This window comes from Vibrio sp. ZOR0018, assembly GCF_963865925.1.
Classification (GTDB): domain Bacteria; phylum Pseudomonadota; class Gammaproteobacteria; order Enterobacterales; family Vibrionaceae; genus Vibrio; species Vibrio anguillarum.
Window position 1 is genome coordinate 65,106 of record NZ_CAWMCN010000107.1, and the last position, 24,719, is coordinate 89,824.

General features: G+C 42.5%; 23 protein-coding genes and 1 pseudogene. 13 read left to right on the top strand and 11 right to left on the bottom strand.

Annotated elements, in window-relative coordinates:
* Positions 1-109 precede the first annotated feature (109 nt).
* The 3 genes and pseudogenes from AACR75_RS08370 (at position 110) to AACR75_RS08380 (ending at position 2,837) form a co-directional block, all read left to right on the top strand.
* A pseudogene (locus tag AACR75_RS08370) lies at positions 110-1,017 on the top strand (sensor domain-containing diguanylate cyclase).
* 196 nt (positions 1,018-1,213) lie between these two features.
* Positions 1,214-1,975 carry a DeoR/GlpR family transcriptional regulator gene (locus AACR75_RS08375; RefSeq protein WP_013868063.1) on the top strand — a complete coding sequence of 254 codons (762 nt, stop codon included), beginning with the start codon at positions 1,214-1,216 and terminating at the stop codon, positions 1,973-1,975.
* Between the two features lie 139 nt (positions 1,976-2,114).
* Positions 2,115-2,837, top strand: a complete 723-nt coding sequence (locus AACR75_RS08380) for a helix-turn-helix transcriptional regulator (protein WP_017046001.1) — start codon at positions 2,115-2,117, stop codon at positions 2,835-2,837.
* 3 nt (positions 2,838-2,840) lie between these two features.
* On the opposite strand, the gene AACR75_RS08385 is transcribed toward AACR75_RS08380, so the two are convergent.
* On the bottom strand, positions 2,841-3,422 hold the full coding sequence (locus tag AACR75_RS08385) for an acyl-homoserine-lactone synthase (RefSeq protein ID WP_013868065.1): 582 nt from the start codon (positions 3,420-3,422) through the stop codon (positions 2,841-2,843).
* A gap of 299 nt (positions 3,423-3,721) precedes the next feature.
* Between AACR75_RS08385 and AACR75_RS08390 the strand changes: the two genes are divergently transcribed.
* Both AACR75_RS08390 and AACR75_RS08395 read left to right on the top strand, forming a co-directional pair.
* Positions 3,722-4,207, top strand: coding sequence for an acyl-CoA thioesterase (locus tag AACR75_RS08390; protein ID WP_026027856.1), 486 nt, complete (start codon positions 3,722-3,724; stop codon positions 4,205-4,207).
* 93 nt (positions 4,208-4,300) lie between these two features.
* On the top strand, positions 4,301-4,546 hold the full coding sequence (locus AACR75_RS08395) for a hypothetical protein (protein ID WP_017047197.1): 246 nt from the start codon (positions 4,301-4,303) through the stop codon (positions 4,544-4,546).
* Between the two features lie 319 nt (positions 4,547-4,865).
* Here the strand turns inward: AACR75_RS08395 and malG are convergent, their stop codons facing one another.
* The 3 genes from malG to malE form a co-directional block, all read right to left on the bottom strand.
* A complete protein-coding gene (malG, locus tag AACR75_RS08400) occupies positions 4,866-5,756 on the bottom strand; it encodes a maltose ABC transporter permease MalG (protein WP_010317575.1) in 891 nt (296 codons plus the stop codon).
* Between the two features lie 12 nt (positions 5,757-5,768).
* On the bottom strand, positions 5,769-7,343 hold the full coding sequence (gene malF, locus AACR75_RS08405; protein ID WP_047687745.1) for a maltose ABC transporter permease MalF: 1,575 nt from the start codon (positions 7,341-7,343) through the stop codon (positions 5,769-5,771).
* A 76-nt stretch (positions 7,344-7,419) separates the two neighbouring features.
* Entirely contained in the window at positions 7,420-8,601 is a 1,182-nt protein-coding gene (gene malE, locus AACR75_RS08410) for a maltose/maltodextrin ABC transporter substrate-binding protein MalE (protein ID WP_026027705.1), read from the bottom strand.
* 657 nt (positions 8,602-9,258) lie between these two features.
* Here malE and malK point away from each other — a divergent pair.
* The gene (gene malK, locus AACR75_RS08415) at positions 9,259-10,377 is read left to right on the top strand and encodes a maltose/maltodextrin ABC transporter ATP-binding protein MalK (RefSeq protein ID WP_017045996.1); all 1,119 of its coding nucleotides are present in this window, start codon (positions 9,259-9,261) and stop codon (positions 10,375-10,377) included.
* Between the two features lie 70 nt (positions 10,378-10,447).
* On the opposite strand, the gene AACR75_RS08420 is transcribed toward malK, so the two are convergent.
* Together AACR75_RS08420 and ppiC are read right to left on the bottom strand one after the other, a co-directional pair.
* Positions 10,448-11,119 carry a LuxR C-terminal-related transcriptional regulator gene (locus tag AACR75_RS08420; protein ID WP_013868071.1) on the bottom strand — a complete coding sequence of 224 codons (672 nt, stop codon included), beginning with the start codon at positions 11,117-11,119 and terminating at the stop codon, positions 10,448-10,450.
* A 374-nt stretch (positions 11,120-11,493) separates the two neighbouring features.
* A complete protein-coding gene (ppiC, locus tag AACR75_RS08425) occupies positions 11,494-11,772 on the bottom strand; it encodes a peptidylprolyl isomerase PpiC (protein WP_026027858.1) in 279 nt (92 codons plus the stop codon).
* Between the two features lie 185 nt (positions 11,773-11,957).
* Here ppiC and AACR75_RS08430 point away from each other — a divergent pair, with 185 nt between their 5' ends.
* The gene (locus AACR75_RS08430; RefSeq protein ID WP_013868073.1) at positions 11,958-12,875 is read left to right on the top strand and encodes a chemotaxis protein; all 918 of its coding nucleotides are present in this window, start codon (positions 11,958-11,960) and stop codon (positions 12,873-12,875) included.
* Here AACR75_RS08430 and AACR75_RS08435 read toward each other — a convergent pair.
* Entirely contained in the window at positions 12,872-13,249 is a 378-nt protein-coding gene (locus AACR75_RS08435) for an MmcQ/YjbR family DNA-binding protein (RefSeq protein WP_047687746.1), read from the bottom strand. The two genes, AACR75_RS08430 and AACR75_RS08435, sit on opposite strands and share 4 nt — an antisense overlap.
* Before the next feature lie 232 nt (positions 13,250-13,481).
* Here AACR75_RS08435 and AACR75_RS08440 point away from each other — a divergent pair, with 232 nt between their 5' ends.
* Entirely contained in the window at positions 13,482-14,498 is a 1,017-nt protein-coding gene (locus tag AACR75_RS08440; protein ID WP_017045993.1) for a GGDEF domain-containing protein, read from the top strand.
* Between the two features lie 118 nt (positions 14,499-14,616).
* Here AACR75_RS08440 and AACR75_RS08445 read toward each other — a convergent pair whose 3' ends face one another.
* Entirely contained in the window at positions 14,617-15,195 is a 579-nt protein-coding gene (locus tag AACR75_RS08445; RefSeq protein WP_013868075.1) for a malate synthase, read from the bottom strand.
* A gap of 161 nt (positions 15,196-15,356) precedes the next feature.
* Between AACR75_RS08445 and AACR75_RS08450 the strand changes: the two genes are divergently transcribed.
* Positions 15,357-16,874: a DUF3612 domain-containing protein gene (locus tag AACR75_RS08450; protein WP_081989621.1), complete on the top strand. Its 1,518-nt coding sequence runs from the start codon at positions 15,357-15,359 to the stop codon at positions 16,872-16,874.
* Positions 16,875-17,146: 272 nt separating this feature from the next.
* Here AACR75_RS08450 and AACR75_RS08455 read toward each other — a convergent pair whose 3' ends face one another.
* Positions 17,147-18,523 carry a diguanylate cyclase gene (locus AACR75_RS08455; protein WP_017045991.1) on the bottom strand — a complete coding sequence of 459 codons (1,377 nt, stop codon included), beginning with the start codon at positions 18,521-18,523 and terminating at the stop codon, positions 17,147-17,149.
* 328 nt (positions 18,524-18,851) lie between these two features.
* On the opposite strand from AACR75_RS08455, the gene AACR75_RS08460 reads away from it, so the two are divergent.
* A complete protein-coding gene (locus AACR75_RS08460; RefSeq protein ID WP_047687748.1) occupies positions 18,852-19,943 on the top strand; it encodes a DUF3541 domain-containing protein in 1,092 nt (363 codons plus the stop codon).
* A gap of 11 nt (positions 19,944-19,954) precedes the next feature.
* On the opposite strand, the gene AACR75_RS08465 is transcribed toward AACR75_RS08460, so the two are convergent.
* Positions 19,955-20,881, bottom strand: a complete 927-nt coding sequence (locus AACR75_RS08465; protein ID WP_047687749.1) for a DMT family transporter — start codon at positions 20,879-20,881, stop codon at positions 19,955-19,957.
* Between the two features lie 90 nt (positions 20,882-20,971).
* On the opposite strand from AACR75_RS08465, the gene AACR75_RS08470 reads away from it, so the two are divergent.
* Together AACR75_RS08470 and AACR75_RS08475 are read left to right on the top strand one after the other, a co-directional pair.
* Positions 20,972-21,880 (top strand): LysR substrate-binding domain-containing protein, encoded by a 909-nt coding sequence (locus tag AACR75_RS08470; RefSeq protein WP_047687750.1) that lies wholly within the window; start codon positions 20,972-20,974, stop codon positions 21,878-21,880.
* 325 nt (positions 21,881-22,205) lie between these two features.
* Positions 22,206-23,381 (top strand): GGDEF domain-containing protein, encoded by a 1,176-nt coding sequence (locus AACR75_RS08475; RefSeq protein WP_047687751.1) that lies wholly within the window; start codon positions 22,206-22,208, stop codon positions 23,379-23,381.
* Here the strand turns inward: AACR75_RS08475 and AACR75_RS08480 are convergent.
* On the bottom strand, positions 23,362-23,652 hold the full coding sequence (locus AACR75_RS08480; protein WP_013868082.1) for a hypothetical protein: 291 nt from the start codon (positions 23,650-23,652) through the stop codon (positions 23,362-23,364). The genes AACR75_RS08475 and AACR75_RS08480 overlap by 20 nt on opposite strands.
* 148 nt (positions 23,653-23,800) lie before the next feature.
* Here AACR75_RS08480 and AACR75_RS08485 point away from each other — a divergent pair, with 148 nt between their 5' ends.
* On the top strand, positions 23,801-24,649 hold the full coding sequence (locus AACR75_RS08485) for a pirin family protein (RefSeq protein ID WP_047687752.1): 849 nt from the start codon (positions 23,801-23,803) through the stop codon (positions 24,647-24,649).
* Positions 24,650-24,719 lie beyond the last annotated feature (70 nt).

Genomic DNA, 24,719 nt, shown 5'->3' on the forward strand with positions numbered 1-24,719 from the left:
TTCGAGCTATGTTTATGGAAGAAGAATAAAAATAAACAAAAATGAAATGTATTGAGGGATCCTTTACGTCAGATCCGTTAGGCAACCTAGCAAATTTGGTGGCCAGATAATGATTCTTGATAACATCGAAGATGTGTATAGCAATAATTTGTTTGCCTTGCATGAGCTTGTTTTAAACGAGCTCGGTTCATACGTGTTCGTAAAAAACCGTCAAGGTGAGTATCTGTATGCAAATCAGCTAACACTAAAACTGTTCGGCACAACTTTGGAAGAACTCAGAGGCAAAACTGATCATGATTTTTTTCAAGATGACCTACTCGCCGATATTTTACACAGCGATCAAATGGTATTTGATACCAAATCAGTGAAGAACGTGCACAAGCAAAATTTGATACCAAAGTACGCGTCTACCGCGCAATAAAGAAACCGATTCTAAGTACACAAACCGGTGAAGTGATTGGCCTTATCGGTGTTTCTACTGAGATTACCGATATTGTTGAACTGCAAGAGCAACTACACACTCTGGCCAATACCGATGACTTAACGCAGCTCTACAATCGCCGCAAGTTGTGGCGAGAAGCGTGTAATGAATTTACGTTGGCTCAGCGTGATCATTATCCGATAAGTTGTATCGCGATTGATATCGACAACTTCAAGTTAGTAAACGATACCTATGGCCACCAGCGAGGAGATGATGTGATTTGGCAGTTAGCAGAGATAGCGAGAAAGCACACACGCCATGGCGATGCCTGCGGTAGAATTGGTGGTGAAGAGTTTCTGATTGTTCTGCATAAGGCGAATGCGCATGAGGCCTTTCAAGTGGCAGATCGTTTACGTAAAGAATTTTATGCATACGCATTTTTTGACAACGGCGCACACTTTAGTATCAGTTGCGGTATCTCTGAAATTGCGGGCAACGATGCCGATTTTTTCGAAATTTATCGCCGCTCAGACAAAGCACTTTATAAAGCCAAGCTCGCTGGACGGAATCAATGTGCCACATTCCAAGAAACATAACTATGTTCCATAAAGGGCCTATAATGTTCGTTTAATGTGAATTATCACTTAAAACGAGCAAATACTCGCGTATCCCATTCACTAATGATTGAATTTGGTCGATTAAACCGTACACTCACAAAGTCGTAGTGCCTTACGCACAATAAGCATTCAAGGTATTGGCCTATTTAAGCTTCAATGAATAAGGATATTTAAGGTGAAAGCAGTTAAACGCCATCAAGAAATTATCGAATTAGTTCAAACACACGGATTTGTGAGTACTGATGATTTAGTCGAGCGATTCAATGTCAGTCCACAAACCATCCGCCGAGATCTCAACGAACTTGCAGATGCCAATAAGTTACGACGCAATCACGGCGGCGCCACCATCGCGTCTAGTTCTGAAAACTCCTCTTACCACACTCGCCAAGTAACTTATCAGCAAGAAAAAGAGAAAGTGGCTGCCGAGCTAGTCAAACACATTCCCGATGGCGCAACGCTCTTTATCGACATAGGTACGACACCTGAAGCTATCGCTCGGGCATTAATGCTCAATCACGAAAATCTGCGCATTGTCACCAACAACATTAACGTGGCGACGATTTTAATGGCCAAACCGGATTTCAATGTCATCTTAGCGGGCGGTGAAGTGCGCAATAAAGACGGTGGCGTGACGGGTGAAGCCACTTTGGATTTCATTTCACAATTTCGTCTCGATTTCGGTATTTTAGGGATTAGCGGCATTGACTATGATGGCTCACTTTTAGATTTCGATTATCACGAAGTGAGAGTCAAACGGGCGATCATCGAAAATAGTCGCTGTGTTTATCTCGGTGTCGACCACAGCAAATTCGGACGTAATGCCATGGTTAAGCTAGGCACAATTGCCGACGTAGATTTGATCATTACCAATGCTCAACCACCAGAAGAAATTGATGCATTCGCTCGTGAAAATGAAGTAACCATTCAGGTGGTATAGATAGATTGAGGCCAAAACCGACATTTGAACTAGATTTTCCCGCCAAATAGATAAACTATTTCATTATTTGCTCGTACTGTTACGGTTTTTTTTGATATAAATGCCAATATAGTACGACGCAATCTAGAACTTTCGGCTTATGTACAAAATTCTGAGACTGATCCAAGAGAACCAACAAATCACTAGCCACGATGATTTGGAAAATGTACTCAATGGGCTCAATAACTTAATTGATCATGAATTTTTCCTCTTTGGCCTCTCTTTTCAACCCACGTTAAAAACCAGTGAAACGCTTGTCACGGACAATTACCCCAATAGCTGGCGACAGCAATATGATGAATCCGGCTTCATGCATATCGATCCAATTGTCAAATACAGTATTACCAATTTTTTGCCCATTCGCTGGGATGACGCTAAGCGGGTCAATGATGATGGACGAGTCATTTTCGAAGAGGCGCGTTGCAATGGACTCAAAGCGGGATTTAGCATTCCAATCCATGGGCTTAGGGGGGAATTTGGCATGGTAAGTTTTGCAACCTCAGATACCAAGTCTTACGATTTGAATCAACAAAGTATCCATACCTCACAGCTCATTGTACCGTTACTGGCTCATAATATTGGCAACATCACCCGTTACCATAAAGACGCAAAACCGAGAGCGGTGCTCACCGCACGTGAAGTACAATGCTTAGCTTGGGCGGCCGAAGGCAAAAGCGCATGGGAAATTGCCACGATTATTAATACGTCAGAACGTACCGTGAAGTTCCATTTCAGTAATGCTTGTAAAAAGCTTGGCGCGACGAATCGCTACCAAGCGATCACTAAAGCTATTTTAGGTGGCTATATCAATCCCTATTTATAAGGCTTATGCATTGACACTTGCACGATATGCTTCATTCATTGGAATATGCAAAGCGACAGAACGTGTACTTCCCAAAAGATGCACTTTTTTATCACCGAGTCTTTCGCATGGGATCCCCATTCGCTTAATCAATTTTTCCACACTGGCCGATGTGACCGTTACATAGGCATTGATGTGATATTGCTGGGCGTGATGATACAGCGACTGAAACATCTGCAGCGTAACATTACTCACGCCGCCCAATTGCGCCGAATGATCTTTATCGACCGCAAAACGACTCAGCTCATAAATCTCCTTTGCTTTGGGTGCTTGCTGCACACCGAGTAATTCCGAAAAAGTATCTTTAAGCATATAACGCGACGTCGTTGGCAAAATTCGCCAACACCCCACTAAATGACCCTGTTCCTCTTTGGCATACAAATAGTGTGCTTCTGGGACGTCGTACTCATCAGTCTCCATTCCTCGATTTGTTTTTAGCTCCCACTGCAAGCGTTGCGAAAAAACTTTATAGCGTAACTTCAGCAATGACACATAATCAGCTTGAGGGACACTTTGAAAGGTATGTGAATAAATTGAAATAGTCATGTGACTTCTCCTTAGGTTATTGGAGAAATCACGCTAAACAATCTCATCAGAGATAGAACCTGTTCGATCGAACAGTTACGTCGAAATACTGTTTAAACTATTATTAACGCAACTGAATAACTAACGCTCAGTTGGCTCAATAAGGTACAACATAAAGTAAATAACTCGTACCACTCGGCTTTAAAAATCCTCTTAGGCAACTAAGAGGATTTTTTATATCTGCTGCATTCAAAATAATATTGCAGTTTGGTTAACGCTTTGTTATTTATGATTCCGTTAATAAAAACAAGGATTCCCCAATGAGTAGTGGCCAACGTGCAATAACTTTGCGTTTTTTAGCAGAGCCCGGTGATGTGAATTTTGGTGGTAAAGTCCACGGTGGTGCTGTCATGAAATGGATAGATCTAGCGGCCTATGCGTGCTCAGCAGGCTGGAGTGGTAAATATTGCATCACCGCTTATGCTGGAGGGATCCGCTTTGTCGCTCCTATCCACGTAGGGAACCTCGTTGAAGTCAGCGCAAAAGTTATTTATACGGGAACGAGCTCAATGCATATTGCCATTGATGTGCAAGCGAGCGATCCAAAAGAGTTGAAAAACCAGCTGACTACCCATTGTATTGTCATCATGGTGGCTGTCGATGGGCAAGGCAAGCCTACCCCTATACCCGAATGGGTGCCGCAAACAGCAGAAGATATTGCCCTACGCCAATCAGCGATACGCTTAATGAACATGCGTAAAGAGATAGGGGAAGAGATGGAAGCTCACGTTAAGTACTTAAAATAACCACCTATGATACGCTCAGTTGTCATTTTTTCTTCATCTTTATCTGCTTAAATCGAGCCCTCTGAAATTTTGCATCGATGATAGGAAAAGACTTTGACTCTCAGAGAGATTACCTTGAGCGAATCGACGTTAGTCGACCCAAAGTCAATTGAGTATCACTGGGTCCGAACGCTTTACGTTGAAGGCTACCAGCCCCAAGAAATTAACCACTATATCCGTGCCTGCTTTGGCGGAGATGATACCTTCGCCGATTTGTTTCGCCGCGTTGCGCTGCAGCAAGAGAGTTTGTATGTCCTTTTGCAATACTTAGGCTGCGCCCCTTCTAGCCGTGAGTTCTGATTTTTTAGCCTTCCTTTACGACGTTACACAAAGATTTCAGATGTGGGTCGCATCCAAACACCATTTCACTTTTGAGACATTCAATTCATCATATACTGCATGTGCATTACCAATAGCACCCTTTAATACAGATATAAAAAAACCCAAGCAATGCTCGGGTCTTGGTTACAAAAACTGTTAGTTTGTTGGATAGTAAGGAATAAAGCTAACAGCCAGCTATGCGTAACGCCAGATTTGCATATTACTTAACTGATCGGCGGCCAAACCAAATACGTTAAGCTAATACAATATGGGCGACCTCACGGTCGCCCTATCGTTATTATCCTTTCACACCACCGGCCGTAAGTCCTCCGACTAACCAGCGCTGTGCAAGCAAAAAGACGACAGTGATAGGTAAAGCAGACAACACTGCTGCTGCTGCAAAATCTCCCCACAAATAGTTCTGAGGATAAAGATACTGCTGCATACCCACCGCTAATGTATATGAGTTTACATCAGAAAGTAGCAAAGATGCCACTGGTACTTCACCAACCACCCCAATAAACGAGAGAATAAACACAACCGCAAGAATCGGCACAGAGAGTGGTAGCAGCACCAGTCTAAAGGCTTGCCATGGTGTAGCTCCATCTAAAGCAGCCGCTTCTTCTAATGAGTTATCTATCGTTTCAAAATAGCCTTTGATCGTCCATACGTGCAGTGCGATACCACCTAGGTAGGAGAAAATTAAACCACCATGCGTATTTAAGCCAAGAAATGGGATGTATTGACCTAATTTGTCAAACAGTGCATACATCGCAACCAGTGCCAGTACCGCTGGGAACATTTGAAAAATCATCATCGCTTTTAAGATGGTGTCTTTACCTTTAAAACGCATGCGCGCAAAGGCATAAGCAGACGTTGTCGATAGGGCCACAATGAGCACTGAAGTAATGCCTGCTACTTTCACTGAATTCCATAACCAAGTCAGAACCGGAAATGGCGGCGGTGTAACAGAGCCATCAGCATTAGTGACAGCAAAACCTAATGCCAATTTCCAGTGTTCTAGAGATGGGTTATCTGGGATCAAACTGCCCGTGGCAAAGTTCCCTTCACGAAATGAAATCGCAATGACCATCAATAGTGGAAAAATGATCAGCGATAAAAATGCCCACAGAGCAACATGAGTCGCCCATAAGCGATATTTGAGAGATTGACCTTGTACCATCGCCATAACGATTACTCCTTAATTCTGTGACAGCTTCGTAAAACGTAAGTTGAGTAGTGCTAACCCACCAACCAGTAAGAAGATCAAGGTTGCGATGGCACTAGCCAAACCGAAGTCTTGACCACCAGCTCCTTCAAACGCAATACGATAGGTATAGCTTACGAGTAAATCGGTGTAGCCGGCTGGCTCTGAAGTACCAATCATATTCGGGCCACCTTGTGTCAGAAGTTGAATCATCACAAAGTTGTTAAAGTTAAACGCAAAGCTCGCAATAAGTAACGGAGTCATTGGTTTGATCATGAGCGGCAATGTGATACGGGTGAAGTTGTGTAAAAAGCCTGCACCATCAATCGCCGATGCTTCATATAAATCCTCTGGAATCGCTTTCAAAAGACCCATACACAAAATCATCATGTAAGGAAAACCAAGCCAAGTATTGACGATCAGCACCATACTTTTAGCGAGAAAGGGATCTGAGAACCAGCTAGGACTAATGCCAAAAATACTGTTGAGCACCATATTGATCTCACCAAAGCTTTGGTTGAACAAGCCTTTGAAGATCAAAATAGAAATAAAAGCAGGAACAGCATAAGGCAGGATTAATAGCACTCGGTAAACGGCGCGGCCTTTAAGCTCTTCCCATTGCACAACACTAGCCAACACTAGCCCTATCATAAGAGTGAAAATCACGGTTAAGGTTGAGAAAACGACCGTCCAGATAAAGATATTGATGAAAGGCTCTTTAATACCGTCATCTTTCCATACACGCTCAAAGTTATGTGTACCAATTTTCACTACAAAACCAGGCGATACTGTCACACCGATAAACTGACCACTTTCGTCCACTGGTTGATAAAAGCCAACATCCATATTCGGCCGTAGTATTTCGCCTGTTTGATTATTGACCAGCGTTTCGCCATCATCTTGCATGGTGTAAAGCGGCGATACGGCGGCAAACTTGCGCAAGCCACTCATACGTACATCTTCACCACTAGGGAAATGCAGATCAATTGAGCTCAACGTAGCACGGTGATTAATAATGGTTTTAATCGGCTCTTTGGTGCCCTCAATACCCTCAATAGGTTGAAGATCCATATCGGTCACCGATAAACCCGTTAAGGAAAATACGTCGGTAGCGAGCGTCTGCTCTCCATCTTCGATTGCAATTCGATAGCCACTTTCCGTTTTGTATAGAGTGAAAGGATAGCTTTCCCCGCCCTGATAAGTTCGATCCAACAGCACGGTTTGTGCACGTTCTAAAGAGAGTTGGTTTTTAGCACTGTAGTTAGTAAAAGCCAGACCAACGGTGTAGGCCAAAGGAAAGAGGATGAATAAGATCATTCCCGCGATACCCGGATAAATATAGCGGTGTGCGTAAGTATGTTTACTGCCGAAAATATAAAGGGCCAGAGCGGTAAGAATGAGAGTAAGCAGCGCAAAGGCGAGCTCACCGCGAGAATACATAAGAATAGTGGCGTAACCGTTAACGATACCAACCGTACCTAATAATGCCCATTTAATGAGCACATTTTTACTGGAAGGAAGTGCCGTTTCGGGTGCTGACAAAGCATCTGTACCTTGAACTGACTGCATAGAAGAACCTGCTAGCGATATAAACGTAAAATGAAGGAGAGGTTACCCTCTCCTTAAGGGCTTGACCAAAACCGAATTATTTAGTCATTTGTTTTTCTGCATCAGCCAGTGCGGCATCGACAGTTTGGCGGCCATCTACAATATTGATAATTGCACTTTTCGCGCTGCCCCAAAATGCATTCATCTGAGGGATGTTCGGCATAATTTCGCCATTCATTGCGTTATCCATTGTCGCGGCGATGCGTGTATCTGCATCAAGCTCACGTTGGAAAGAGTTAAGAGCCACCGCGCCAAGAGGTTTGTCATTATTGACCATGCGCAGACCATCATTGGTGAGTAAGTAGTTTTCGATAAACTCAATCGCGAGATCTTTATTTGGAGAAGCGGTGCTGATACCAGCCGTCAATACGCCCACGAACGGCTTGGAAGATTGCCCGTTAAATTTAGGTAATGTCGTCACACCGTAGTTAATGCCTGATTTTTCAATGTTGCCCCAAGCCCACGGACCGTTGATCGTCATTGCCGTTTTACCTTGGTTAAACGCAGCTTCAGAAACAGAGTAGTCCATATCCGGAGAGATCACGCCTTTGTCCACTAAGCCTTTCACGAAGTTCATCGCGTCTTTTACGCCTTTATTCGCGATACCCGCATCTTTCACATCATAACCATCAATCGTATATTTGAATGCGTAACCGCCATCAGCCGCCATAAGAGGCCATGTGAAATACGGTTCTTTCAAGTTCCACATGATGGCTGTTTTGCCCTCTTTCTTAAGTTTGGCGTTCAACGCTTCCACTTCTTCCCAGCTTTTCGGTGGGTTTGGCACAAGATCTTTGTTATAGATGAGAGACAAGGATTCTACCGCGACTGGGTAGCCGATGATTTTACCGTTGTATTTCACCGCATCCCAGGCAAAATCCACGATACCCTCTTGAATCGCTTTTGAAGGTTTAATTTCAGCCAGCAAGCCAGCTTCTGCATAACCACCAAAACGGTCATGAGCCCAGAACACAATATCAGGTCCATCACCCGTTGCTGCGGTTTGTGGGAATTTATCTTGAAGTGCGTCAGGGTGGGCCACGGTCACTTTGATACCCGTGTCCGCCTCAAATTTCTTACCCACTTCAGCCAAACCGTTATAGCCTTTATCACCATTAATCCAAATGGTGAGTTGTCCTTCTTCAATAGCAGCATGTGCACCAAACGAACCAAGAGCAACTAGAGTACTTAGCGCGACTGTGCTTAGGGCGTTTTTCATGTTCATATCCTTTTTATTTTTGTGTTGTAGGGCTCACCAACAGGTTTCGCCGTATTTCGTCATATATAATCAGAGAAAACCTAACTTGACTCATCCTCCTACGCCCTACGCCCTCGATATTATGGACTATTTTCGTGATCATCATCGCTCAAGGTTAGAGAGCTCAATCACAAAAAAATACCTTTTTGTGACATGCTTCCACTTAACAGCCATTAATTATTTGAACTGGATCTAACTCAGCCCTTAAACCCCTCCTCCATCGCATCCATCGCTACTCCCCCCTATAAAAAACTCAATTAGGAGGATGTATCAAACACACACATCACACAAAATACAGTCATCCCAGAGTGGATAGTAAGAGCCTTTTCCAGTAACTCATCGTTTACTGGCTTACATCGCTAGATTGGTTTGCTGTCATAAATGAGCGTTCGTGGTAATTGATTTTATAACGGGGGAGACGCTCAATGTGCAGGGGAAGTGAACTAAATCATTGGCATGGATGGGTGATGCTTTCTTCAAACTCCCTTAATTTGAAGACATCACCCTTTTTCTTACATTATTAACCACCTTACCCAATTCCTGCTGTCATTGCCTGCAAGAAAACTCATATAATGATGGGCAGTGATTTATAAAAAATATTGATCGAGGACGAGCTCTATGGCGAGTGTCACGTTAAAAAATGTATGTAAAGCATACGGTGATGTATTAATTTCTAAAAATGTCGACTTAGAAATTCAAGAAGGCGAATTTGTCGTCTTTGTCGGTCCGTCAGGTTGTGGGAAATCCACCCTACTGCGTTGCATCGCAGGCCTAGAAGATATCACCTCGGGTGACTTGTTTATTGGCGATAAGCGAATGAATGATGTTGAACCTTCTAAACGTGGCGTCGGCATGGTATTTCAATCCTATGCGCTCTACCCGCACCTTAATCTTTTCGACAACATGTCTTTTGGCCTAAAGTTGGCCAAAGCCGATAAAAAGGAGATCGAGCAACGTGTTGAGCACGCCGCCGATATTCTCCAGCTCAGCCATTTGCTTGAACGTCAACCTAAGTCTCTTTCAGGTGGCCAACGTCAGCGTGTCGCGATTGGGCGTACTTTAGTCTCACAACCGAATGTATTTTTGCTTGATGAGCCGCTGTCTAACCTAGATGCAGCGCTGCGCGTACAGATGCGTTCAGAGATAACCAAACTGCAACGCAAATTGGGCTGCACTATGATTTACGTTACCCATGACCAAGTCGAAGCAATGACAATGGCTGACAAAATCGTGGTCTTGGATGCTGGTTTCGTATCACAAGTAGGTAAACCACTTGAGTTGTATCATTACCCAGAAAATCGTTTCGTCGCAGGCTTCATCGGTTCTCCTAAAATGAACTTCATGAGCGTATTCATCGAAGATGTCGAAGCCGAACGCGTGAAAGTTCAACTCTCTAATGGAACCTCATTTTGGATTTTGGTCGATGGCACCACGATCACTCGCGGCGAGCGTATGTCATTAGGTGTGCGTCCAGAGCACTTGCTGAGCGCTGAAGATGGCGACGCGAAAATTGAAGGCAAGGTGATGATGGTTGAGAAACTCGGTAATGAAACACAAGTCTACATGAACTTGAAAGGCTCTGATTCTGATGTAATTTACCGCCAGCCTGATACTTTGGGCGTTGAAACAGGTGATACATTGACAATTGGTATTCCTGGGCATCGCTGCCACCTCTTCCACAGCGATGGACGTGCATGCCGCCGCCTTTACAAAGAAAAAGGCATCGAAGCCGAATAAAAAGAAATTCAGTTAAGAAAATAAGACAGCCCCTATCAAAGGGGCTGTCTTATTTAAAAATAAATAAAATTTAATTAAACTCTTCAATACCAATATTATCTTTTGCCCATAATAATGCCTGAAGTCTATTTTTAGCATTTATCTTTTTAAATACATTATGTAAATGTGTTTTTACTGTATTTTCACTTACAAACAACTCATCTGCAATTTGCATATTAGATGCACCACAGCCAAGTAGCTTAATTATTTGCTGCTCTCTTTTCGTTAATTTAGCATAAGCTTGAGAGGTAATAGATGAATTACCTGCACGATAATGCTGTATATATTCCTGAGCCAATTTTCGATTAAACCACATTTCATCATCAAGCACTTTTTCCATGCCCTTAACTAAAGATTCAAGCTGATCATTGGTATAAAATACACCCACAAGATTCTGCCATTTAAAGAGCATTTTAGGTTCAATATCTAGCGGGCAATTAATAAGCACTTCTTTTGCATCAGGGCAGGATAAGCGTTTAAATGCTGAGTAATCAGCAAAATTATTTTCATCAACGCGAGAATAGTCGATAATAACCAATTGAATTTTATAGGATGATAGACTGTTATCATTCATCCACGTATCGCAAAGCGGAGAGATATCAATACTAATCGGCAACTTTGACTCTAGCGAATCTTTAAGTAAGCGAGACTGCATACAAACATCAGAAAGCAATCGAACGTTAATTTTTTTTTCTTCACTCATTTTAAACTCCTAGATCATACCGCTCACTTGATAAAACTAACGTTAAGCGACTATAAGTCAATATCTCAAAATAACCCGCTCTCATTTTAATAAAAAACCTAATGAATAAATCCATTTAATTCATGAAGTTATTGTGCATTCTTATTTATGAGAACAAATGACTGTTTTATTTATATACCTTACTACTTGAAGTGGTTTGGGTGTAGTAGGCCATTCTATAAAAGGTAATGGAATAAAAAGATAAAGAATCGAGTGTCATTCCTGACGAATGAAAAGCACCACGCACTTCTGGTTTTGAGAAAAAGCGTGGCATTCACTGCTCATTGGTTATTACTTTAAAAATCAACGTCGATGAGAAAATCACCCTATTGAGGCTAGGTCCGATATAGAACTTTTACAACATGCCAACCAAACTTGGTTTTCACCAAATGAGGTGTCAGTACCTCTCCAGTGAAACAGATTTTATCAAATTGAGGGACCATCTGCCCCTGACGAAACTCACCCAGATCGCCCCCTTTTTTACCCGAAGGGCAGGTAGAATATTTTCTGGCTAATGTTTGAAATTTCGCTCCCTTTTTTAACTGAGCGATAATATCTTCAGCTTGTTCTTTATGCTTCACTAAAATGTGAAGAGCCGCTGCCGTTCTTGCCATCATTTTTCTCAATAAATTTGCTACTGCAAATAGTGTAACGGATGCTTTTCAAGAGTCCAACCCCAATGTAAGAGTGCAAAAGATCAATAAACATACGGTTATACTGTTTATTTGCATTTAACGCATTGCCGTCAGTAAGAGATCGTTTAGTATTAAGCATAAGAAACAACGTTGAGTAAGGTGTTATGGCTAAAACCCCCAGTAAGGCAAACCAATCCCAAGGCATGTTGATGTTCACATTGAACACTCAGAAACAGCTTTTTGCTATCGGGACTCTGAAAGTACGAGAGATTGTCCCTTACATGCCAATGACACAAATCCCATATTCTCATCACCATGTGATCGGAACGGTGACTATCCGTAACTTGACGGTACCTGTCATTGATATGGCTGCCGCCATTGGCTTTAGAGCAATTCAACCTAGCGAATATAAACAATGCTACTTAATCGTGACGGACTGCCTGCGAACCGTAGTTGCGTTTATGGTACGTAGCATTGAAAAAATCATCGAGTGTGACTGGCGAACAATCGAGTCTTCACCTGCAGTGGCGGGAAAAGACGTTTTTGTCACTGGCATAACCCGCTATCAAAAACAGATTGTGCAGTTACTTGACGTCGAATTATTACTTTCAAAAATTTATCCACAGTATGAATCAACTAAGATCCCGATGCTGACTGATATTGAACGTGAACGATTAAAAGCACTGCGTATTTTACTGGTGGATGATTCATCTATTGCACGTAAACAATTGTCAGATGCCTTAGACAGTATCAACATCCCTTACCAAATCTGTAAAAATGGGCTTGATGCCATTGAGCTGATGCGTCAAGACGCTCAACATCAACGTGCGATCGATTTGCTGGTCAGTGATATTGAAATGCCGGGCCTTGATGGATATGAACTGGCCTTTGAGGTTCAAAATGATCCAATGCTGAGCCATGCTTATTGTATTCTTCACACCTCGCTTTCCAGTGAGATCTGTTTGGATAGAGCTCACCAAGTCGGAGCCCACGAAGCTTTGGAAAAATTTAACGCGACAGAATTGATAGAAGCGATGCTGCGTGGCGCAAAAAAACTGGAACAACGTAAGGATACCGCTTAATCAAGTTTTGCTTGCACAAACAGAGCCTGAAGCGCTTCTCTATCTGATTTTTTCAGTTTACTCACTACAAGCTGATAAGAGCGTTCACATAATTCCTGTAACATCATCTGGTCCACATCTCCGTTTAACTTAACGGAGATCCAGTGTCTTTTATTCATATGATAACCAGGACGAATAGCGGAAAAGGCACTGGTCAGAACTTCACCATCTTCGGGAGTGCACTTCAATGTCACAAACGGCTCTTCTCTCGACTGAGAAGTATAGGCAAACATTTTACCGCGAATTTTGAAAACCAACGCGTCAGGACCAAACGGATAGCTACTTTCTACCTGAGGTAAAATATCCAAAAACGATTCAATATCATACATCTCCATCTATTACTCCTTGATTCAGTAACCAACTTATTTTAATCATTCAGCGATTCAATATATAAAAAACCCCCTACTATGTCTGTCTATTGTGTTTGATCTACATCAAGAATCGATTGTTCACCGTAAATAAAAATTCAACTTCAAACTTTAGTTGCATTTTTTTAGCGCATAACTTTGGGATATCCGCTAATCTTAGCGGTATGAATATCTGTGACTGTCTATTAATTTTACGATAATGACCAGCGACGACTTTAAGAGATCTACAGCCAATTTAAAAAAAGCAGTACCGTTGATGATGAAAAATCATGTGGCGGCGACACCTGCTAACTATGCACTTTGGTATACCTATGTTGACAATGCCATACCTCAACTCAATCGAGAACTCGATTCTGTATTGGAAAACTTTGGCCTTTGTCCTCCCGCGGCAAGCTCTCAACTCTATAACAGCTATGTCGCATCGCGCTCTGAAACCAGTTTAAGCACGCTACGCAACAATATTGAAGTGTTAGTCAATGAAGTCGCAAGTTCAATGTCAGATACCCTAACCGATACCAGCGAATTTGCCAGAGTGATTGATAAAAGTTTTAGTGAATTAGAACGAGTCGAAAACGATGATTTATCGATCGAAGAGGTGATGAAAGTGGTTCGCCAATTGGTCACTGAATCGCGAGATATTCGCCATTCAACTCAGTTTTTAAATGGTCAACTTAATAGTGCCAGTAAAGAAATTCATCGACTGAAAGAGCAGCTTGCCGAGGTGCAAAAAGAGGCTTTATTCGATGGATTGTCCGGTTTATATAACCGCCGTTCGTTCAATGATGATCTCTTTACCCTAATAAGCGCGCAGCAACCAATAAGCCTGATCTTATTAGATATCGATCACTTCAAATCTTTTAATGACAATTACGGCCACCTATTTGGTGACACCGTCATCAAAGGCATCGCTAAAAAGCTTCAGAGTAGCTGTCGAGATGGCATTACCGCCTACCGATTTGGCGGCGAAGAGTTTGTTTTAATTGTTCCAAATAAAACACTGCGCATTGCCAGACAGTTTGCAGAATCACTGCGCCGTTCGATAGAAAAAATGAGCGTGAAGGATCGCCGCTCAGGAAACCAAGTTGGTAATATTACCGCCTCTTTTGGTGTGACAGAGTTACAACTAGGTGATACGTCCGAGTCTTTGATAGAAAGAACCGATAAACTGCTCTATGAAGCAAAACAATTAGGCCGCAACCGTGTTATGCCACTTTAATCGCTTCAACCTCTTATGGGTAGCTGAAAAGCAATCACAATTTCCATAAACCTCAATTTATGGATAGAAAAGTAAAAGGGGCGCCACGCCCCATTTAATCCCAATACGCATCTATAACCTAAGCAAGGTTAAAACTGTAGTTTAAGTAATAGTCTTCACCATCTTTTGCGGTGTACTCCTTATCTTCACTACAAGCTTGAGGCTTACCCTTTTCATCACCTTTGACTAGGCTTACCCAGTGGCGCATTGCGGCGCTGGGCATTTCTTCCACCGATTGGGTAAATGTGGTACACGTTTCTAACTGAATATCATTAATCTCTATCAGTTCAACGCGCCCAGTCCCTTTAGTGCAGCCTAACATCACTTCAACATGGCTACCACTTCCATCACGGAACAAGATCGAACATGGTGACTCCTTTTCACCATTGAAGGCAACAAAATGTTTGGGGTGCTTCAAACCACTATGACGCCCATCCTTGAAATAAGCCAACACATGTCGGTAATCGATCACATAACTGGTCACATCTTGATGAGAGCCCGTCGCCAAAGGGAACAATCTATCGAGTAGTTGCTTCGCTCTACTCTGCTTTTCATTTTGTTGATTAGCACTGATAGTCTCGACGGCGAAGACGGCTTCAGCGATAAAGGGTTTATCTAGTTTTTGGATTTCTGTTTTATCGAATGTCAGCATATTCATCGTCTTTTCCTTATAGGTAACTCAACATTTTGTGTTCTAGAGCAATTATTCCAAACTTGCGTTTAACCTTTGTGCAAATTTGTGACCTTGCTTACTTGGTAGAGTAACCAATTTTTTACTACAATTTCACAACAAAAATTTTACAGTGTGAATTTTACAAAATGGCCTTATCAAAAAGCTTAGTTCGTCAGTCACATTTCTTAGGGACAAAAGTCAGAAACTTAAGAAAGCGTAATCACCTAACGATGGAAGACTTATCGGCACGCTGTATTCGTATCAACCCAGAATACGCCCCCTCCGTTTCATACCTTTCGATGATTGAGCGTGGAAAACGGGTGCCTAGTGTTGATATGTTGGAGGTCATTGCCCAAGTTTTCCAAAAAGATCCCGCTTGGTTTTTAGATGATGAACCAGGTCAAACGGATATTACTCCTGACAAGGGTAACAGAGGTGGGATCAGCGGTATGGCTCTTGAACCTAGCTTTTTATTCTCAAATGATATTTTACAAATCGCGATCCCAGAGATGCTTTCCCAAACCGGGATCACTGGCAAACAGTTTGCTCATCTATTGATCCGTGCTCACCAAGAGAGTTTACAAAACCACTTCCCAGATCTTGAGCGAGCAGCAGAAGAAGTGGGTTTAAAACGCTTAAACTTAGCTGTTGAAGATCTTATCGACATCGCCAAAAGCCTTGGTTTGGTTATCCGCTGGGTCACGAGAACCCCGCAAGATGTTGTTGATGAGCTTGGTGTTAGCGCCAAACAACTTATTACCTCTTTTTTTGAACCACCATGCACGATCTACCTCAATCAAATTCTACGTGAGTACCCAACTCGCCTAAAGTACGACCTCGCGGTGTATATTGGCCACAATATTCTGCACAGCAAAGAGGGACTAAAAAGTGTCTTAACGGTTGGCCACACAAACAGTTGGGAAGAAACGCCTGATGCCACCGCCACCTGTGAATTAAATTCCCAAGATATCCTTCAGGCATGGCGAGATTTTGAATCGAGTTTTTTTGCTGGCGCACTACTGTGCCCCAAAGTGCCTTATCGACAACTTCTTGATCGCAGCGGCTACGAAATCGATGTACATTTGAAAGCAGGGGTTTCTCCTTCTGTTGCGATGAGACGCATGACGGTCGTGTCACCCTATCCGCATTGGCACTATTTCGATGCTTATGGTGAAGGCAAATTAAAAGCGGTTTATCGTGGCAATGGGATCCCTCTACCGTGGGGGAATATGCGTAAAGTGAATGACCCTTGCCAGCATTGGGCCGTGTTTAGACGTCTTTCAGAGCCGCAAAGTGGCAGCTCTGCGCAAATTTCGATTTTGAATGTAGGTGATGAGCCGAGAATATATTGCTGTGAATCCGTCAATATGATCGATCCAGCAGGCAATAATCGAGTGCTATGCGCAGGAATAGATTTGAATCCAGCCATCAATGCACAAGGTGGGGATGCTCACTCAATTGCTGAGGAGCTCAAAGCGTTATGCGTCAGCAACGGCGGAAGCTCTCTTATTCCAAGACATATTAAAAAAGATCTCACGACTATTGCTAAAATTCTTAATATTAATTGGATTGAACGCGGAATTGAAAATAATGCGCGCTTAATCTGCTCACGCGGTGCTGTCTGTCCAAGAAAACCAAGCTGCTATGAGAAATGTGCTGGCTAGTTGCAGAGCGTAAAAATAAAAAAAGCCAATCACAAAAAGTATGATTGGCTATTAATAAGTGTGAACAAAAATAAGGTTCACTAACAACGTCAGTTGGCTAGGTGACCCTCGGCTTAGAAGGGTCACTTACTATATAGCAGGATGCATGCCAACTTTAAAACTGCCAAAAAACACCTTATCTGTCTACTTTATGAGCGGTTTCATTACAACGTGTCGCATAATAAATTTGCATTTTGCAATTAAATTTCAAAATGCAAATCTGAATAAATAATTTAGTAGTACTGCTGCCTCTTTTCTTGATACATCCGCTCATCAGCCAGTTTCAACATCGCATCCACATTATCAAATTCTGGGCTAAATGCGGCTGCGCCTACACTGACATGTAGGTTAATTAAGTGCTGCTCATAAATGACTGGCGCATTACACAACGCACTTTTTATTTTGAGACTGATCCGCTCAATATCATCGTTGTCCGATACTCGAGACAGCAAAACCAGAAACTCATCACCGCCAATACGTGCAACTAAATCCGAAGAACGCAATACGCTTTTCACTCGCTCCGCACAAGCAATCAACACCTTGTCACCCGCCGCATGCCCATAGGTGTCATTGATCGATTTGAACTTATCAATATCAATGTTGAGGATGACAAAACCAGCCGATTGGTCCATTTTTATAGCCTGCTCAAAATATCGATCAAGCGTATACATGAAGTACCGACGGTTAGGAAGCTGAGTTAATTCATCATGAAGTGCTCTTTCATTAGCAATAGAGTACAAGCGATATATCGTAATAAACGCCGCAACCAACAAGATTAAGATCGGATAACCTAACAGCCGTACAATGTGAACCTGATACCAAGGCACTTGACCTAAAACATCGCTTTTCTGCGCAACAGCAATTTCCCAGCCGCCATAGGGAAAATGAACACTTTGTTTTGCAAAAGCTTTCGTGAACACCTCTTGTTCACCAAAAAATACCTCGCCTTCCGAACCAGTACTGTCTACCCCACGTATCGCCAAATTAAAGCGGTGAGTAAAACGTTCAACGCCAGTGGAAAGTAATAACGAATCTAAATCGATCACGACACTGCATACTCCCCAATATTGTTGGTTATCAGGAGGGTCAGTAAATATAGGAATCCGAGCAACAAGGCCTCGCCCACCTTGAACTAGGTTCACAGGGCCTGCAATGAAGATCTCTTGGATCTCCCTTGCTTTTAAGATCGTGGCCCATTGTTTGGGAACGGTACGGTAATCTAAGCCTATCGTTTTGTGATTTCCGCTCAATGGATAGGTGTAACGAATCACATCATCAGGCGCAAGCCCAATCACGCGCAAATGTCTACCTTCATGTAAAATATTAGCCGCAATCTTTTCCCAATCTTCGAACTGAGAATGGGCGTTAATCGCAATTAAACTGGTTAACCCATTTGCTACATAGATGTCAGACAAAATGGCAGCTTCTAACTGAGCTCGAATAATCGAAAGCTCTTCCTTTGCTCTGGTTTGAAGATTATCTCGGATAAAACTTCGTTGATTGAAATTGATAATTTCGATCAACCCTCCACAAAAAATGATGAAGGCAACGAGAAGCAAATTGACAGACCACTGTTTGCCTGAGATATGTCTCATGCAACTCTCCCTCACTAGCCTGTAGCGATCACTACATGTGTATGGTTTTACTTGCTCTATTTAGAATAGTGCTTCTTACTTAAGATTAACGTAATTAATGGGGGAATACCCAAATTAATTACAAATTTGTTGATATAACCAAATGAACTCGTAGCTTTTTGCTAACATAGCAATATTTTGATTCATCAATTTGCATAGCGTAAAAAGCACAATCAGCTAAACGCATTATCCTAACGACGGCTCAAAGCGGTCATTTTACGCACACCTGACATATCACCAACAATAATAAATCTATGAAATGCTAATATTATTATGAATATTAGCTTAGAGGTGTGTTTTCATCATGTTATTAAAAAAGAGTGGCCTATTTCTGGGATTAGCTATTGCATTGTGGTTGCCTGCTTCTGGCTATGCAGAGCCGGCGTCAACAACGAATAACACTTTTTCTGAATCTGCGGAGCTTATTCGTCAAACCTATGAAGAGCAACTTTTCACATTGCCGGCATTCAAAGAGGGGCACTATGGGTTACGGATGTATCGCCAAACTCTAGACCCTAAATATTCAGCAGCGGTGTGGAGTGATCTTGCTCGCGTAGCAAGCCGACTTAATCAATTTTCCGCAGAAGTTTCAACTGCTGAACAGGTTTTTCTCTACTCTGAGCAACGTTTGGCTGGATACCTCGATGACGAAGATGAACGCAGCCAATTACGCTATATCGCCACTAAACATATGCCAGAATACCTCTACTTAGGCGTCGACCTATTAGGCTCTATGGCCCGTGCCAACGAATATGGTTTGAAACATAAAGAAGATCAGCTTTTGCGCCAAGTGATCCGCCGTTATGATTTTACTAAGTACGCCACTGATGAAGAAATGATTAAAGCGTGGGCCGCACAACTTGCTAACCAAGTCTATTGGTTACGCCAGTTAGGTGAACAAGATGTCGTACAACCATTCATTGATAGCTTTAGGAAAACATACCCAGATTCTGCTGATAAAGCACTCTCCGCGCAACAATATGGCAATAAGCTGTATGGCATGACACACATTATTTTTGCCGATTCGGAATACTATCAAAATCCCATTAAAGAGCAGCAGCATCAATGGATCTTCGACTACTTTCGCAATAATATCGATACCATTTTGCTAAGAGCGAAGGAAGATGTGGTTGCTGAAGTTGGGATCACTTTTCTACTCGCAGGTTTAGAAAAGGATCCTGTTGTAGAAAAAACTCGCCTCGCAATTCAACAAGCGATTGATAAAAAGAAAGGGATGATCCCCTCTACCTCAGGTGTGTTTGACCTTGCCGACGGAGAGCACCGCAATGTACTTGCCATTATGTTACTTGACTGGCAGAAAATCAACCAAGCGCCCACAGTGAAAAATAATCCTAAGGTATTTTCTAGCCTGCCTTATGGGCTCATCAGACAGTAGCAATAAGCGGGTTAAGCTGATTTAAGCTGGTTTGACGATACTGAGGATTTAAATAGCTTCGGGATAAGAATTCCGGTAAAAGTTGCCATCACAATCAAGCCCAATCCTACCATTTGTGTTGGCAAGTACTGTACATTAAAAAACAACTGTTGCCATAAAGCGGTAAAAAGCAAATTGGTAAAAATTAACGGAGCGAGCTGCGAGCCAGAGTGTGCCAGACGGTAGGCTTTGGCTCGAAAAATTTGAGTGTTAATGACTAATATAGAGACTCCGATCAAGGCAATAACCACAGCTAACTGCTGCAAGCTGCCCCAGGTTTGTTGGAGTACATTCGCGTCTACGGTAGGAAGAAATAACAAAGGCAGTAATAAGATTGATGCACACACAAACGTCCAAGCATTGATATCAATAGATCGCATATCACTTTTCGTCGCTCGATATAAGCTTAACTGCGATCCCGCATTCAGCGCTCCCGCAAGTAAACCGACCAATAACTCCATCCGTAAATGGATGCCCGAAACATCGCCAGCCAGCAGTAACACCCCGATAAATGTAATGGCCAAGCTCACAACCGTGCCTGCTTTCATCACTACACCAAATATTAATTTTTCTAACAAAGGAATAAACAGTGGACCAGTGCTAAACAATACAACACTTTCCACCAAAGAAAGATGCTGAAGTGAGTAAATAAAACAGAGCTGACAGCCTGCAATACATACTGAGCGAACCCACAGAGCCCGTTTCATACCTTTGGGAGGAAAACGGAAATGAGTTAAGCTCATTACTCCCAACAATATGAGCGCGGGGAGTAAAAATCGGAGAAAACTGAGACTTTGTAGCGGTATCTCATGTGCAAGAAACTTAGACAGTAGCCCTGTCAATGACAAGCTAAATGTGGAGGACAACATAAATAATGGAGCCAAAATTCGTGGGTTCATACAACTCTCCTCTAGTACAGCCATCATAGAACAATGACGAAAGGAAAAATAACGAGTAATATTAACCAAACCTGTAAGAGAAACTTACCAATGCGAAAACTACCTCCGCTCAAGTCACTCTACTCATTTATTGCCGTAGCAGAAACGGGCAGCATGACGGATGCAGCAAAGCACCTTAATGTTAGTCATTCAGCCGTCAGTCAATCAATAAAAGCATTAGAGAACCAGCTAAACCAGCCGCTATTCAATCGCGTTGGGCGTCACGTCGTACTCAATAATACTGGTCAAAAATACTATCGGAGCATTGCGCCTGCTTTGGAGCAAATCGTTGAAGCAACTGAAGTGCTTATAAAAGATGAGCGCCATAACCGACTGACACTCAACATGGTCAACTCATTAGCGCTGCACTGGTGGATACCACGAGTTAACCGCTTTCAAGAGCATGCGCCACATATAGACGTGAGAATATCGAGTTTAACAGGCACTTTTTCTCTAACATCAGAGAACGTTGATATCGCGATTGTTCATGGTAAACAAGATGAGTGGCAAGACTACTATTGTGAGAAACTTGCCGAAGATGAATTGGTGCTGGTATGCAGCCCTGAACTCATAAAACCTGACCTCATAAAGCAAGGTGATAAGCAGACGCTTTCATCCATACTTAAATGCCACCCAGCGATTATCGCTGTGAACGAGCGCCGCAAAAAAGACTGGCAAATTTGGTGCGATGCTTATCAACTTACCATGCCAGCAAGTCGCAAAAACCTATCATTTGTCTCTTCAGCACAAGCTGTACAAGCTACTATCCGCCAATTAGGTATTTTCGTTACCCATCGCCTCTTTGTAAAAGATGACATCAAGTTAGGCCTACTACAAGAACTCGGTTCCGCAGTGACTAATCCCTATCAAGACTACTACTTCGTTTGTGCCAAAGAGCAACTGAAACAAGAGAGTATCTTAGTGTTAAGAAGTTGGATCAAAAAAGAATTTGTGATGTGACTAAATTTGCGATGTAACTACAGGATGGCTTAGATTTTTTTGCTATATCCACATTTGCTTATATTCATTTTTTTATAAAAAAATAATGGCTTAAATAATGGCTTATTTGAACAACGTTAAAATAATCGACAAAACATGCTGATAATACAACAAGTTATAAGACCATTGATCACCGATTATTAATAGCCTAATGACTTAACGAAAACGCCAAATGATTAGCCATTGTATTTTTCAACTTACTCCATGCACTTCGTCCGCAAAACTCTGTTATTTATTCTAGACTTAACTCGGTATCTAATACTTTAGGATAGCATCGAGATCGAGTATGACTGAACTGGTAGGTAGACATTTAGAAGAGATGGCCAATATGCGAGCGTCACGCAAGCGTAGGGTCGTTGCCTTATGCTCGTTTGTGTCTGTGCTACTTTTCGCCTTTTATGGCATTCTTCATTTTCTTGAACAGCAATATTACCTGAGCACTTTTAATTTATTATGCTTGATCGCCATTGCCTCTAATTACCTTTATTTCTACCATCACTCTGATAACACCTCCTATGCCGATTTATTCCTCAGTGCCATCTTGTTAACAAAAGGGGTCATATTACTACTATATGGACAGCATATGGTCGGCAATGTGCTGTGGTTGTTTCCAATTATTGCGGCGGTGATCTTCATTAATGACTTTCGAATAGGCTTAGTTTTTAGCTGTAGTTTCTTTATGCTAATTGGCGTCTCAGTACAACTCTCCGGTGCCGATATTCTTCCTCAATATCTCCCCATAGATCGGTTTTTTCTCAGTCTCATCGCACTCTGTTGCATGTGTCATATTTCCTCTTACTACTACAACAAAGCGGTTTGCTATATCCAGCATCTTTATCAAGAGGGAATTGAAGACCTTGCCTACACCGACCAACTGACTGGGCTCGCCAATCGTTGGAGTTTCGAAACTTGGGCACGTGAAAAACTCTCCCAGCAGACTGATAAAAAAACCATCACCGCACTCGTCTTTCTAGACATTGATAATTTCAAGTCCATTAATGACAGCTACGGACATGAGGTCGGGGATCGAGTCTTGCAATATTTCGCCAATCGTTTAAAAAACAACGTCCGAAATAAAGACCGGAAGACCGATAAACACGATTACTCCATCGCGAGATTTGCCGGAGATGAGTTCGTGCTACTACTTTACGATATCAAAACGGTTAAGGATTTGGATGGCGTTCTCAACCGGATTTGTTATCTGTTTGAGGATAAATATCAAGGCTCAGAAATGATCAATAACCTCACCGTCAGCATCGGCGCTGCTTTGTTTCCTTCTGATGCTGATAACTTGGCCGAGCTGACTCGGTGCGCAGACAAAGCGATGTACGCAGCAAAACACAACGGCAAAAATCAATATCAGTATTACCAACATATTTCACTTGACCATACTGACGCATCTACTGCAACCCATTCAGCAACAGTGACACCAATAAAGAAAGCTAGCGAGTCATATACATAATCCACAAACCTACTGCACATACCACCACCATCCATGCGGCGTAGCGTGCTGTATTAGGTTTATTTGGTTTAGGGTGAATCACTGGCCTCATTGCCGCACGCCTTGCTGCTTCAACAATGGAAACGTCTTTATCACTGAGCTGTTCAAGCGTATCGCGATTTTTCTGCGCTTGATTAGCCACCTTGGTAAATCGGTGCATCTGCTCAAGCGTAAAATCCTCTTTGGGATCATAATGCGGATTCTGATCTTCATGTTTGGGCAACATAGACATTGGGCATCCTCCTCGTGATCCAACCTACTCTAATTATAGCCCCCCTCAAGATATGTTCGAATTTCTCGACGAAGACCTTCAAAACACAGCGCTCTTCTTTATCAGCACCTTGTCTTAGACTGATGTTATACCGACAAGGAGAATCATTATGCTAACGCAACGTGAAATAAAACAGATAATCCCCGCACAACCCACTTCGGATGGAGATGGCGTAAAAATTAGCCGCGTTGCTGGCTTTAATAACGCTAATTTTTCACCATTTTTAATGCTCGATGAATTTAAATCTGATCAAAAAGCCGATTATATTGGCGGATTCCCTCCTCATCCACACCGAGGAATCGAAACTCTCACTTATATGCTAAATGGGCATTTCCAACATCAAGATCATATGGGTAATGTCGGTGAATTACGCTCTGGTGGTGCCCAATGGATGGCCGCAGGAAGAGGTGTTATTCATAGCGAGATGCCAATCATGACTGAAGGTCAGTTGCACGGTTTTCAGATTTGGATCAATCAGCCTGCTAGCCAAAAAATGGCGCCAGCGCAATACCACGACTTTCAACCCGAAACCATTACCGAATACCACTCCCAAGAGACTGGCCTGCTGAGAGTACTCGCGGGTGATGTCACTTGTGGCAACCAGATAGTAACAGGCCCATTAACAAAAACGGGCGTTAAATTGAGTGTGGCCGACTGGCAAGCAACACCGGGTAGCAAATTAGAGATCGTCACTCCGAATCACTTTAATGCCATGGCATTTACCTACAAAGGCAATGCACAGCTAGGCAGTAAAGTGTTGGAGCAAGGCGAGCTAGCGTTGCTCTCAAAAGGTGAGTTCTTAACATTAACAGCCAATGATACGAGCGGAGTATTGTTGCTAATGGGGCAACCCATTGATGAACCTGTCGTGCATTATGGGCCGTTTGTAATGAACTCATTTTCTGAGATAGAACAAGCAATTAAAGACTACAACTCAGGTCTGTTTGAACAGTATTAATCATAGGGTAGCCATCCGGCTGATCTTAAGTGTCATTTTGGGGTTCTCAGAAAGTTTGCCTATACTCAAG